General features: G+C 61.7%; 12 protein-coding genes and 1 tRNA gene. 8 read left to right on the forward strand and 5 right to left on the reverse strand.

Annotation, left to right across the window (positions count from 1 at the left end):
- Window positions 1-53: 53 nt before the first annotated feature.
- On the forward strand, window positions 54-779 hold the full coding sequence (locus M8744_RS02440) for a heme-dependent oxidative N-demethylase family protein (protein WP_251408857.1): 726 nt from the start codon (window positions 54-56) through the stop codon (window positions 777-779).
- Window positions 780-830: 51 nt separating this feature from the next.
- Here M8744_RS02440 and M8744_RS02445 read toward each other — a convergent pair whose 3' ends face one another.
- The 4 genes from M8744_RS02445 to M8744_RS02460 all read right to left on the reverse strand — a co-directional run bounded on the left by M8744_RS02445 (window position 831) and on the right by M8744_RS02460 (window position 4,765).
- Window positions 831-1,622: a lytic murein transglycosylase gene (locus M8744_RS02445; protein ID WP_251408861.1), complete on the reverse strand. Its 792-nt coding sequence runs from the start codon at window positions 1,620-1,622 to the stop codon at window positions 831-833.
- A gap of 91 nt (window positions 1,623-1,713) precedes the next feature.
- Window positions 1,714-2,775: a hypothetical protein gene (locus M8744_RS02450; RefSeq protein ID WP_251408864.1), complete on the reverse strand. Its 1,062-nt coding sequence runs from the start codon at window positions 2,773-2,775 to the stop codon at window positions 1,714-1,716.
- Between the two features lie 170 nt (window positions 2,776-2,945).
- The gene (gene glnA / locus M8744_RS02455; protein ID WP_251408868.1) at window positions 2,946-4,349 is read right to left on the reverse strand and encodes a type I glutamate--ammonia ligase; all 1,404 of its coding nucleotides are present in this window, start codon (window positions 4,347-4,349) and stop codon (window positions 2,946-2,948) included.
- A gap of 77 nt (window positions 4,350-4,426) precedes the next feature.
- A complete protein-coding gene (locus M8744_RS02460; protein ID WP_251408872.1) occupies window positions 4,427-4,765 on the reverse strand; it encodes a P-II family nitrogen regulator in 339 nt (112 codons plus the stop codon).
- 172 nt (window positions 4,766-4,937) lie between these two features.
- On the opposite strand from M8744_RS02460, the gene M8744_RS02465 reads away from it, so the two are divergent.
- Window positions 4,938-6,476 (forward strand): NAD(P)H-hydrate dehydratase, encoded by a 1,539-nt coding sequence (locus M8744_RS02465; RefSeq protein WP_251408875.1) that lies wholly within the window; start codon window positions 4,938-4,940, stop codon window positions 6,474-6,476.
- Between the two features lie 64 nt (window positions 6,477-6,540).
- Here the strand turns inward: M8744_RS02465 and M8744_RS02470 are convergent, their stop codons facing one another.
- Window positions 6,541-7,038 carry a Hint domain-containing protein gene (locus M8744_RS02470; RefSeq protein ID WP_251408879.1) on the reverse strand — a complete coding sequence of 166 codons (498 nt, stop codon included), beginning with the start codon at window positions 7,036-7,038 and terminating at the stop codon, window positions 6,541-6,543.
- A gap of 198 nt (window positions 7,039-7,236) precedes the next feature.
- Here M8744_RS02470 and M8744_RS02475 point away from each other — a divergent pair.
- The 6 genes from M8744_RS02475 to M8744_RS02500 all read left to right on the forward strand — a co-directional run bounded on the left by M8744_RS02475 (window position 7,237) and on the right by M8744_RS02500 (window position 11,788).
- A tRNA-Leu gene (locus tag M8744_RS02475) sits at window positions 7,237-7,321 on the forward strand.
- A gap of 608 nt (window positions 7,322-7,929) precedes the next feature.
- Entirely contained in the window at window positions 7,930-8,403 is a 474-nt protein-coding gene (locus M8744_RS02480) for a hypothetical protein (protein WP_251408882.1), read from the forward strand.
- A complete protein-coding gene (locus tag M8744_RS02485; protein ID WP_251408885.1) occupies window positions 8,390-8,674 on the forward strand; it encodes a hypothetical protein in 285 nt (94 codons plus the stop codon). Before M8744_RS02480 ends, M8744_RS02485 begins: the two co-directional genes overlap by 14 nt.
- A 230-nt stretch (window positions 8,675-8,904) precedes the next feature.
- Window positions 8,905-9,054: a hypothetical protein gene (locus M8744_RS02490; protein WP_251408888.1), complete on the forward strand. Its 150-nt coding sequence runs from the start codon at window positions 8,905-8,907 to the stop codon at window positions 9,052-9,054.
- On the forward strand, window positions 9,054-9,476 hold the full coding sequence (locus M8744_RS02495) for a hypothetical protein (protein WP_251408891.1): 423 nt from the start codon (window positions 9,054-9,056) through the stop codon (window positions 9,474-9,476). The genes M8744_RS02490 and M8744_RS02495 overlap by 1 nt, the downstream gene beginning before the upstream one ends.
- A gap of 176 nt (window positions 9,477-9,652) precedes the next feature.
- Window positions 9,653-11,788: a hypothetical protein gene (locus tag M8744_RS02500; protein WP_251408894.1), complete on the forward strand. Its 2,136-nt coding sequence runs from the start codon at window positions 9,653-9,655 to the stop codon at window positions 11,786-11,788.
- Window positions 11,789-11,870: the final 82 nt, after the last annotated feature.

Here is an 11,870-nt window from a genome sequence, read left to right on the forward strand (position 1 = left end):
ATTGGAACAAGCTGGGTCTTTCACTTGCCTTGGTGGGGCGCTATCCATTTGACATGATCCTGAATAGCCATATCCCCCATGAAATGCCGCCCAAGCCCTTGCCGGGCGTGGCGCCGCTTTCCCCCGATGAGTGGATCATCGTGGACGATGCATTCGATGCGCAGATGGCCGAGCGGGCGCGCCTGTTGCGCACGCGCCGCGCCGAGGTTCTGGCCCTCGATGACAGCGCAAGGCCGGCGGCGGATGAACTGCTTGAGGTGGTGCTGGGCCTGTTGGCGGCGCGCGCCGATTATACCGTCGGCGCCAGCCGGGTGACCCGGCCCGACGGTGTCGAGGTGCCGATCAACCGGGCCGATCCGCTTGGCACGCTGGGGATGTTGGTGCAGCAGGATTTCTGCCTGATGCAAAAGCCGGAAGGCCAGGACGAGCACCTCTTGACCGGCGCGGTTCTGTGCTTTCCCTCAAGCTGGAAACTGTCCGAGAAATTCATGCGCCCCCTCGTCGCGATACACCAGCCCGTGGCGGTCTATGACGACAATATCGCGCGCCGGGTGCAGCGGCTGTTCGATGGTATCCGCCCGGGGCGGCCGCTTTGGCGGTGCAACGCGCTGAATTACGATGATCCCGCCCTGTTCCAGCCGCGCAGCGCCAATGACCGCCGCGCCGAACGGCACAGCGCTGACGCGAAATTCCTGCGCAGCGAAAGGCAAAGCCTTTGGCGCCTGGACGAAACGCGCGCGGTGGTGTTCGGCATCCATACGATCGTGGTCGCGCGATAGCGGGGCGCCTGGTGCGGCGCCAAAGCCTTGAGCGGGGCAGGGCAGCTGGGCCTAGCCGTCGATCTGCGCGCCCATGATGGCCAGCGATTCCTGGTAGACCGAGGCGGCGTTCCATTCCTTCAGCACACGGTAATTATGCGTGCCCTTGTGATAGGGTTGCCCGGGCTGCCAGCCTTTCTGACGCAGGTAATGCGCGGTCGAGGCAAGCGCATCGGACTGATCGTAGAAATCGACACGGCCATCGCCATTGGCATCGACCCCGTATTTCAGCGCGTTGCCCGGCAGAAACTGGGTGTGGCCCAGTTCGCCATGCTTGGCGCCGCGTGTCGTCGCGGTGATCGACCCTTTGTCGACCAGTTGCAGCGCACCAAGCGCGTGCGGGATGAAGAAATCCGAGCGGCGGCAATCATAGGCCAGCGTCACGATGGCCGACACGACCGCGCTATCGCCCATGAAGCCCCCGAACCCGGTTTCCATGCCGTGAATGGCGATGATCACGCCCGCCGGCACGCCGAACCGTTTTTCCAGCGCGTCGTAGAAACGGGCGTCGCGCGCCTTGCGTTGACGGCCCTGCCTGACGATCGTCGCCGCGCCGCGGATCTGCATGAACTTTTCCAGGCTGTAGCGAAAACTTTTCTGGTTGCGATCGGCCGCGATGGTTCCGGTGGCATACCGTGCGCTGGCCAGTGCCTGCAGCCCGCGTTGCCCGACGCCCGCGCGTTGCGCGGTCGTGGCAAAGTCAGCCTTCCAGGCGTCGAACCCGGCCGCGCTGTTGCCACAGGGCGCGGCTGCCGCGGGCAATGACAAGCCGACCAGGAATAGTGAAAACAAAAATCGGCGCATGTGGAAAAACCCTTGTGCAAAAGGAAAATGGCAACTGACCTTGCAAGGGTAGCGCCAATCCCGCTTTCACGCAAAGATGTTCGGTCGGCCGCTAACGCTCCAGCGACATGCGCAGCATTTCTGACTGTGAGTCGATCCAGCTTGCGGCGCCGTGGCTGATGGCAAGGAACGCGGCAATGCCGAAAATCACCACCAGCCCGTTGGGCGACAGCGCCAGGCCAACCGCCTTGTTCAACAGGTTGTCGCCGGGCCGGGGGGGCGACGAACGGGCCTTTGGCCCTTGCGGTCGCAGGGCCTGTGCCGAAAGGGGGCGGGCGCGCAATGCGCTGTCATCCGGCGGCGCGCCCAGCCCGATCAGGATGCGGCCCTTCTCGGCGCCAGTGTCGGGTGGGCTGTGGCGCAGGTGGATGGGGCCGGCCTGCGGATCGTGCAGAACCGTGCCATCGTGCAACGGGGCCAGGCCCGCGGCGTGATCGCGCAAAAGCCGCGCGGCCAAAGCGAACCCGTCGGCCAGCGCCAAGGTCGAAGGGGCCAGCACCAGCGGCTTTTCGCAAAACCGTTCGGCCCCCTGCAGAACAAGCCCCAGCGGCGGCAGGATGCCCGCCACCACGGGCACGTCGGGCGCGGCGATGGGCAGCGGCGCAAGGCACAGGGGCAGGGGCAGGGCCATGTCGCGGGTTTGCGCGATCTCGTCGGGCGTGAACAACATGCGGGACAGGCCCATATGCACCGCTGCGGGCGGGCAGGTTTCGCTCAACGCCAGAAGGGCGCGGTGCAGCAACAGCAGTTGCAAATGCCACGGCAGCGGGTCCGCGGGCGCGGCCGCAGGGGCGACACGCAGCACGATATGCTGGCCATGGGCTGCAACATCGGCGGCCAGTTGCGGCGATTTCACGGCCAGGTAGGGCGCGTCCAGCGCCTCGGACAGGGCCTCGGGCGGGCAGGGGTGCTGGTGACGCCACAGTGACAGGCACACCCGCGCATTTCGAAACCAATGCAGGCCGGGTTCATCGCCGGTCTCGTGGTCCAGCGACAGCCCGAAGCGTTCCACCGCGCGCGACAGGCGCCCCGCGAAGGCGGCGGTCTCGGGCAGCGCGGCCCGTGGCGGGTATAACAGATGTGCGGTCAGCGCCGCATCGGGTTCGTGGCTCATTGCGAGTCTCTGGGCCCCTCGTTCGGTCAGCTCTTGTTTGGCAAGACTGCTGCACAACCGAGGCGGCGGCGTGGCAGACCGGGCGCATTTTCATGGAATTTGCCCGCGCCGTTCAAGAAAAAAGGGGCGCCCCGACGGGCGCCCCCTTTCCAATCATGCCGGTGCGGCGATCAGCAGCTGTAATACATGCCGAACTCGACGGGGTGCGGCGTGTGCTCGTACAGTTCGACCTCTTCCATTTTCAGGTCGATATAGCCGTCGATCTGGTCCTTGGTGAACACGTCGCCGGCCAGCAGGAACTCGTGATCGGCCTTGAGCGCGTCAATGGCCTCGCGCAGCGAGCCGCAGACGGTGGGAATGCCTTCCAGCTCTTCGGCGGGCAGGTCATAAAGGTTCTTGTCCATCGCCTCGCCCGGGTCGATCTTGTTCTTGATACCGTCAAGCCCGGCCATCAAGAGCGCCGCGAAGCACAGGTAGGGGTTGGCGGAAGGGTCGGGGAAACGCGCCTCGACGCGCTTGGCCTTGGGGCTTTCCGTCCACGGGATACGCACGCAGCCCGAGCGGTTGCGGGCAGAATAGGCGCGCAGCACGGGGGCCTCGAAACCGGGGATCAGGCGCTTGTAGCTGTTGGTCGATGGGTTGGTGAAGGCGTTCAGCGTCTTGGCGTGCTTCAGGATGCCACCGATGAACCACAGCGCTTCCTGGCTCAGGTCGGCATACTTGTCGCCGGCAAAAAGCGGCTTGCCGTCTTTCCAGATCGACATGTTGACATGCATGCCGGTGCCGTTGTCGCCGTAGATCGGCTTGGGCATGAACGTGGCCGTCTTGCCGTAGGCCTGCGCCACGTTGTGGATCACGTACTTGTATTTCTGCAGCTCGTCTGCCTGCTGGGTCAACGACCCGAAGATCAGCCCCAGCTCGTGCTGGCACGAGGCCACCTCGTGGTGGTGCTTGTCGACCTTCATGCCCATCCGCTTCATGGTGGAGAGCATTTCACTGCGGATGTCCTGGCCGTCGTCGATCGGGTTCACAGGGAAATAGCCGCCCTTGACGCCCGGACGATGGCCGGTGTTGCCCATCTCGTACTCGGTGTCCGTGTTCCACGACGCGTCGAGCGCGTCGACTTCGTAGGACACCTTGTTGATGCTGTTGGAAAAACGCACGTCGTCGAACAGGAAGAATTCGGCCTCGGGGCCCCAGTACGAGATGTCGCCGACGCCTGAAGATTTCAGGTAGGCCTCGGCCTTTTCGGCGGTGCCGCGCGGGTCGCGGTCATAGGCTTCGCCGGTGTCGGGCTCGACAACCGAGCAATGCACGCACAGCGTTTTCTCGGCGTAGAACGGATCAATATAGGCGCTATCGCAATCGGGCATCAATTTCATGTCCGAGGCCTCGATGGACTTCCAGCCCGCGATGGAGGAGCCGTCGAACATGAAACCCTCTTCGAGGAAATCCTCGTCGACCTGGTCGGCCATCACCGTCACATGCTGCAGCTTGCCGCGCGGGTCGGTGAAGCGGATGTCGACATACTCGATGTCCTCTTCCTTGATCATGGTCAGAACAGTGTTGCTCATACCGGTATTTCCCTTTCATTGGATAGTTGGGGTTGCGCGCGGGGCCCTTGGCCCTACGCCACATTCTGTTGCAGCGGTTACAGGGCGTCCGAGCCGGATTCGCCCGTGCGGATGCGGATCGCCTGTTCAACCGGGCTGACAAAGATCTTGCCATCGCCGATCTTGTCGGTCTTGGCGGCGTCGATGATCGCCTCGATCGCGGCATCGACCTGGTCGTCGTCGAGGACAACCTCGATCTTCACCTTGGGCAGGAAATCCACGACATATTCGGCGCCGCGATAAAGCTCGGTGTGGCCCTTCTGGCGGCCGAAGCCCTTGACTTCGATCACGCTCAGACCCTGGATGCCTGCGTCTTGCAGGGCTTCTTTCACCTCGTCCAGCTTGAACGGTTTGATGATCGCTTCGATTTTCTTCATCGCGGCCTCCTCGCCCCTCGTGTCTTGGGTTAGGGTCAGATCACTTCCGGTCTGGGGCGACAATCGGATATGCCACGGGCAGCCGGGTGCGTGCGTTTCGGGCAAGGCAGTTGCTTAAATTTTGTGCGCACCGCCCAGGAAGTTGGCGTTATTGAATCGGGAAGGGCCAGGCATGACGGAATTACTGAGCGCGGCGCAGATGCGCGCCATCGAACGGGCCGCCATCGACAGCGACGCCGTGACCGGGCTGGAGTTGATGGAACGTGCCGGGCGAGGCGTGGTCGAAGCGGTGTTCGAGGCATGGCCCGCGCTGGCGGCGGCCTCCGGTCACGCCGTGGTACTGTGCGGGCCGGGCAACAATGGCGGCGACGGTTTCGTGGTGGCGCGGTTGCTGTCGGATCATGGCTGGCAGGTCACGTTGTTTCTTTATGGCGACCCCGAAAAGCTGCCGCCGGATGCGCGCAGCAACCACGCGCGGTGGCAAACCCTTGGCACGACTGCCCCCTGGAATGTCAGGGAAATCGCGGATGCGATCGGGGGGCGCTGCGACCTGGTGGTTGATGCGGTTTTTGGCATCGGCCTGTCACGCGCAATGGCCGGCCAAGACGCGGAGGGGGTCAGGCGCAGCCTGGCCCGGCACTGTATCACGAACGGAAAACCGGCGGTTGCCGTGGATATTCCCACCGGGATCGAGGCCGAGACGGGCCGCGACCTGGGCGGCGCCTTCCCGGCCTTGTTGACCGTGACATTTCACAAGCCCAAGATCGGTCACTACCTTGCGGACGGGCCGCAAACATGCGGTGCACTGGTGGTATGCGATATCGGCCTTGCGGCCGGTGTGGTGGAACCGGCGCCCACCCTGGTGCAAGGGCCGCGTGGTCGCCTTGGAAAGGCGGATCACGGCCACAAGTACACCAGCGGTCACGCGCTTATCCTGTCGGGCGGCGCAGGCCGCACGGGCGCGGCGCGGCTGGCGGCGCGAGGCGCATTGCGGATCGGGGCGGGGCTGGTCACGCTGGGCGTGCCCGGTGCGGCGCAGATGGAAGTGGCAAGCCAGGTCACCGCGGTCATGCTGCGCCGGATCGAGGATGCCGCCGGGCTTGACCGGATGCTGAACGATCGGCGGCTCAACGCGCTGTGCCTTGGCCCGGGGTTGGGTTTGAGTGATGAAAAGGCCGCGCTGACAGGGGCGGCTTTGGCCAGTGCGCGACCCTGCGTGCTGGATGCGGATGCGCTGACGCTTGTCGCGAAGCACGCGCCGTTATTCGCCTTGTTGCACGAAACCTGCGTGCTGACGCCCCACGCGGGCGAATTCGCACGGCTGTTTCCTGACCTGGCCGAAAGGCTGACCGCCCAAGGCGAAAAGGGCACGGTCTTTTCCCGGCTCGATGCCGCGCGTGCGGCAGCCCGGCGCGCCGGTTGCGTGGTGGTGCTCAAGGGGCCCGACACCGTGATCGCCGCGCCCGATGGGGCGTGCAGCGTGAACGCCGCCTGTTACGACCGCGCCGCGCCATGGTTGGCCACGGCCGGGTCGGGCGATGTGCTGGCCGGGTTCATCACCGGGTTGCTGGCCCGGGGGTTACCCCCGATGGAGGCCGCGGAAACCGCCGCCTGGCTGCACGTGGAAACGGCGCGGGTTTTCGGCCCCGGCCTGATCGCCGAGGATCTGCCCGAGCAATTGCCGAAAGTGTTCCGCGCGTTGGGGCTTTGATCGGAAAGGGAGCAGCCCGGTGCCTGTCATCGGCCCCGGGTAACGCATGTGAATCTGCCGGGGGTCAGGCGACGCGCGACAACTCTTCTGCCCGGATGTAGCTGACCATTTCCAGCCCGTCGGCATAGATCACCTGCGCGCGGTCCAGCTCGATCTCGTAGACGGTGACGGTCTGCTTTTCATGCAGGCAGACGAACTCGCCATCGACCAGTTGCCGCGCCGGGATCAGCGCCTGTTTCTGGCCGGCGATCGCCTCGGCCCGCCAGTCGCGGATCAGCATGCGCTGGTCGGCCGGCATGGTCACATCACGCTCGGGGCGGGTGTGCCCCAGCGATCCGGCCATGATCGACACGACATCGCAGGTGATGGTCTTGTACCGCAATTTGCGTATGACCGACATTCCGGTGTCGCGGGTGATGATGCGGTCACCGTCTGCCAAGTGTTCGACGGGTATTTCACCGTCGAGCGTCATGACAATGGCGCCTGCGAGAAGACCAGAGAATTCGATTTCGCGTGCCAAACGGTCAATGACCGTTTCACGCCCGACCGTTTTCGGTTCCATGGGCTTAATCCTGCTATGTTACTGCCTCGATTTTTTTCATCACATTAAGGCAGAATTGCGCCGTTGTCGCGATTTTTCTGGGCTTTGCCCCGGCCGGTTGTGCAACAATTTTTCCACTCGCATCGCGCGTCACGGTTTGCTAAGAGGGCGCGGCGCAAGCGTTGTGCCCTGTAAATCAAGGGCCTGGCGGCGCGTCGTGCGGGTGTGGCGAAATTGGTAGACGCACCAGATTTAGGTTCTGGCGCCGCAAGGCGTGGGGGTTCAAGTCCCTCCACCCGCACCAAGTTGAAATAAAATAAAAAATCAGGCTCTCTGAGTATTGGATTCTTTGGAAAATCTGCTACTGCTACAATTATGCTACGCGAAAGTCAGGTGCTGTAGCAGCATGGTTGCCCCCGACTCGTGACTGTAGCGGCGCTCGTCATCTGAGCTTCTTAGGCCTGCGTCAGCGGAAAGGCCTTCCGACCTAACGGCGGGCCTTTTTCTTCCCAAGGCAAGACAAGCCGCATCACGCAAATAGCATTGCAAATGGCCTGAACCGTTTGACCGCTCAGATTTGGTCGGGCATCGAACCTATGGTATCATAGAAGAGTAGGCCAGCATCGGGGGTGCTGTCCAAAGCGCCGGGGGCGCTTTCTTTCATCAATAAAACATGAGGCCTGACATGCTCAGCACGAGTCAGGTCGGCGAGGCTCTTGGCATCTCTTATCATGCGGCGAGACGCCTTCTGAACCGACCTTATCCGCTTCCTTGCGCCTTCGCTTCACCTAGCGCTAACGGCGGTGGCAGGGAGAAGCTCTACACGATCAGCGTTGTCCTTCCGCGCGTCAAGGACGCGGGATTCACGGACACTTTCTACATCCGCTCACTTTTTGAAAAGGGAAATTATCCATGGGCACCTACGACCTGAATCACGTTGAAAATCTGGAGCGCGGCCTTACGCAGCCGCAGGCTGAAAGGCTGGAAAAGGTGCGGCAGAATTTGGCGTTGTCGCTTGCGCGGGAGTATGGAAGCCGTCTCTCAACCATCATGGCAGAAAAGCTGGTGCGGGAGGTAATCCTGCGTCCTGAAGTGCTGGCGCATCTTGAGGGCGCTACGGTGGTAGAACTGCCTTCCGACGCAAACGGTTGGGGGCGCTGGGCGCGCGAAGCGGTCAGCCGTTGCGAACTGTCGCAGCGCTCGTTGGCAGCATCTGATGACGACCTGCGCGAGCGGTTGAAGAACGAGGTTCTGGCAGAAATTCCCCGCGCACGAAAGATGGCAATGGCGCGGGACGCGGGCACTCTAGACAGCTTCGTTTTGGAACAGGTTGCCCAGCGCTTTGAGTGGGAAATCTCAAAGGGATATGGACATGGCGCTGTCTGACGCCACCTTCGATGATGACCTCGTACAGGAGCTTGCCGATAAGCTCAGCGACCTTGCCCGCCGGGCGCGCGGTCGCGGTATGCGCGTTTCGTTTGAATGGCTGTCCGATACTCTCGGAACGCATCTCGCCCGTGCCGTCCTGAAGCGCGCAGGATTCCAGCCTTGTCCCGAACAGTGGGCTATTGGTGCTGGAAACAGCCGCCCCGGCGAGTTCACCTTTCCGGAGGTTTTCGCGGAACAGATGGAAGAGGTCGTGGACGACTACTCTTAGAACGGTCCGTTTCCAAGTCAGCGACAGTCCGTAGGTTACGCCGCCCGCCAACCGCCTACATCTTGTGTAAATTCGGCTTGAAGCTGCGCTTCGTGAAAGTGGCTTTTTCAGCTTCAAGCGGAAACGGGAATTTCAGTTCAGTTTCAGTATGATGTGCGGAATTCCATGCCCACTTGCCAGACGAAGAATCGCTGATATTTAGGGGCACCACATCGAAGGAGGCATACTAAATGTTGACAAACGAAGAACACGAAGTGCGGTTGATCCGCCTGACCGATGAAATGGCAAATCTGGCACTCTACCCGCTCACGCGGGAACGGGCAGAAACCTTGCGCCACCTCGCCGGGAAGGTTGCCGAACTGGCTGGGGAGGCGGGATAATGGGCGGTCGTAATCCCAAGCGCGTACAGGCCCGCGCCGCAGAGATCGAAGCGGCGCTTGCCGAAGGTGATATGCCCCTCGCGGCAAGTCTGTTTGACGCAGGACCGTGGTGGCGGCGTGCCATGCTTCCCCACATGTCACCGGGTGCGGTGGAATGGGTGCAGGACCTCTATCGCACCGCCGATACCTACCGCGACACACTCTCCGACATTGCCGGTGGCGCAGCGACTTATGCTCTTCCCTCATATCCAAATGAGACAGAAGAGGAGCACGAAGAAGACCTAAGGGGTGCAGGGGAGTCGGCTGCATGGGATGCGGCATTTATGGCCTTACACAGTGGCTGGGATGAAGACGCATCGTGGAACGTTGCCGAGCGCGCGGCAGAAACTGCTGTGCGCGAATGGCGCGCCGCTGGGGCTTAGCGAACTAGTGAAGGCCCGCGTTAGCGGGCAACTACTACACATATCAATCCACCGAAAACGTGGACGGGGCCGTGACGTTGTCTGTTCTGTCACCGCCCGTCGCCTCACAGGATGGGGCCGAATGAACAGTCCAGAAAGGAGACCGAAAAATGAAATGACTGCAAGGAGAAGACAGTATGAGTGATTTTGAAGACTCCGTGATCGAAGATGATGGGACGCCGCTTCCTTCACTTGGAAAGGTGCGTATGTCGCCCGGTGCGAGGAAGCTGCGCGAGCGGCTGACTGGCAGCGACGCTATGAAGGTTAGCAACGCAGAAGCGATGGACCCGGAAGCCGCGATGGAACGGCTGACGAAGCGGGACTCCAAGGGCCGTCTGAAGATCACGGCTCTGGCAGACAATCAGCTTGTGCTGCTTTTTGCCCAGCTTGATGCGGCGGGCGCGAGCGACATTGAAAAGGGCCGTGTTAAGCGCATTCTCAAGGAAAACTGGCCTGAGTATACGTCCAACTTTCTTGACGCTGCGCGTAACCTTGCAGAATGCGAGCGGGCAGCGGCGCGGCGTCGCAAGCGCATGAAGAGCGAAGATGATAACGTCATTGATGTGAACGGCTTTGACGACCTTTGGTCCTATGGGCGCGATTGTCTTGAAAAGGGCAACCGGGGTAGCAAGCCCCGACTGTTCCGCCATGGGTCCGAAATCGTCCGTATTCCTGAAATGCCCACGGGCGAGGCGCGTATCGAGATTCTGACTCAGAAGTCGTTCAATCACGAACTGAATATGCATGCCCCCTTCCGGAAGACGCGGGGGGATAGCGATTACGTTAGCGCCGCAGCACCGAAGGAAGTTGCGGAGCATCTTTTTGCGGACCCGGCGTTGCCGCTTTCGCCGCTGGAAAAGATTGTCACGGTTCCGACCTTTACCAAGGACGGCAAGCTCATCCAGACGCCGGGATATGATAAGGCATCGGGCTTGCTTTATTGTCCGGACCCCAACCTTACGGTGCCCGCCGTGGATAAGGTGGATGAGGCGGCGGCGAAGGACGCGGCGGCCTATCTGGTGGACCTGTTCGCAGACTTCCCGTTTGATGGTTGTTCGCGTGCTGAGAATATCGCCAATCCCGGTGCATCATTGACCAACTTCATTGGCCTGTTGCTTACCCCCTTCGTCTCCCCGATCATTGACGACGTGGTGCCCGCGCACCTTCTGACGAAGCCCGCCCCCGGCACGGGTGCATCACTGCTGGCAGAGGCTTGCCAGCTTGTAATTGACGGAAAGACGGACCTGCGTCCGCCGCTTTCGCGGAACGAAGATGAGCGCCGTAAGGCTCTGTTCACCGCATTGCAGACGCTGAAGAACTTCCTTGTGTACGACAACGTCGCCGGGGAAATGGACTCGGCAACGATTGCGTCATTCCTGACGTCACGCGAGTGGACCGACCGCATTCTTGGGCGGACCGGCGAGCGCACTGTACGGAATGCTTCTGCGACGGTCTGGACCGGCATTAACCCCGGCTTTTCGCCCGAGTTGCAGCGTCGTATCAGCCTCATCAAGCTTGATGCGAAGATGGCGAAGCCCGGCGAACGCGACCCGTCCACGTTCAAGGTGCAGGGAGATTTCAAGAGCTACATTCGTCAGCATCGCGGCGAAATTATTGGCGCCTGCCTCACGCTGGTGAAGCATTGGATTCAGAGCGGTCAGAAGAATGCGAGCGATAGGCCGCTGGCATCATTCGAACGCTGGCATTGGACCGTTGGCGGAATTCTGGAAGCAGCCGGGCTTACCCGGTTTCAGGGCAATCGCGAAGAACTTGCGGTTGTGACCGGTGGCGAAGGAAATCCGATGCAGAGCCTTATTCAGGCTTGGTATGAAGCGGCGCACGACCCGCTGACGCCGGTTAGCATGGAGGCAAAGGCATCAGGTGAAGACGGGCTTCTTGCGCTTGTCGCAGATCGGGAGATTACGTTGCCGCTGCGCCTCAGGCGCGACGCCCTCAGCGACTATGATTATTCACCGAAGAGCTTTGGAAACTATCTGGCGCAGGCAAAGGACAGCACGCTCAATGTTGAGTACAACGGACGTGAAATCGCTGTTTCCCTTGTCTTCGCGGGGCGTGGTAGCGGTGGGGTAATTTGGCGACTTGTAGAGCGTCAGGAGAAGCTGAAGGTGGAAGCTTCGAACGTCCGCCGTATCGGACGCCCGCGCGGCTGGCGCAGTATGACGGACGCCGAGCGTGACGCATGGGCGACCATGGATGAAACCGAAAGGCATGCACTCCTGAAGGAAGTGCGGGAACGAGCGAAGGCCGCATAGCGTTTTGGGTAGGGGCCGCATAAGCGGCCTTTTTCCTACCCTTCGCATTTGGGTTAGCGAGGGCTGCCCGCAGGGCCAAATA

Source organism: Lutimaribacter degradans (assembly GCF_023703375.1).
GTDB classification, from domain to species: Bacteria; Pseudomonadota; Alphaproteobacteria; order Rhodobacterales; family Rhodobacteraceae; genus Lutimaribacter; species Lutimaribacter degradans.

What these genes read in the sequence shown, in the direction of transcription:
- M8744_RS02440 (WP_251408857.1), top strand. Translation starts at nt 54, where the DNA reads ATGATCCTGAATAGCCATATCCCCCATGAAATGCCGCCCAAGCCCTTG.
- M8744_RS02445 (WP_251408861.1), bottom strand. Translation starts at nt 1,622, where the DNA reads ATGCGCCGATTTTTGTTTTCACTATTCCTGGTCGGCTTGTCATTGCCC.
- M8744_RS02450 (WP_251408864.1), bottom strand. Translation starts at nt 2,775, where the DNA reads ATGAGCCACGAACCCGATGCGGCGCTGACCGCACATCTGTTATACCCG.
- glnA (WP_251408868.1), bottom strand. Translation starts at nt 4,349, where the DNA reads ATGAGCAACACTGTTCTGACCATGATCAAGGAAGAGGACATCGAGTAT.
- M8744_RS02460 (WP_251408872.1), bottom strand. Translation starts at nt 4,765, where the DNA reads ATGAAGAAAATCGAAGCGATCATCAAACCGTTCAAGCTGGACGAGGTG.
- M8744_RS02465 (WP_251408875.1), top strand. Translation starts at nt 4,938, where the DNA reads ATGACGGAATTACTGAGCGCGGCGCAGATGCGCGCCATCGAACGGGCC.
- M8744_RS02470 (WP_251408879.1), bottom strand. Translation starts at nt 7,038, where the DNA reads ATGGAACCGAAAACGGTCGGGCGTGAAACGGTCATTGACCGTTTGGCA.
- M8744_RS02480 (WP_251408882.1), top strand. Translation starts at nt 7,930, where the DNA reads ATGGGCACCTACGACCTGAATCACGTTGAAAATCTGGAGCGCGGCCTT.
- M8744_RS02485 (WP_251408885.1), top strand. Translation starts at nt 8,390, where the DNA reads ATGGCGCTGTCTGACGCCACCTTCGATGATGACCTCGTACAGGAGCTT.
- M8744_RS02490 (WP_251408888.1), top strand. Translation starts at nt 8,905, where the DNA reads ATGTTGACAAACGAAGAACACGAAGTGCGGTTGATCCGCCTGACCGAT.
- M8744_RS02495 (WP_251408891.1), top strand. Translation starts at nt 9,054, where the DNA reads ATGGGCGGTCGTAATCCCAAGCGCGTACAGGCCCGCGCCGCAGAGATC.
- M8744_RS02500 (WP_251408894.1), top strand. Translation starts at nt 9,653, where the DNA reads ATGAGTGATTTTGAAGACTCCGTGATCGAAGATGATGGGACGCCGCTT.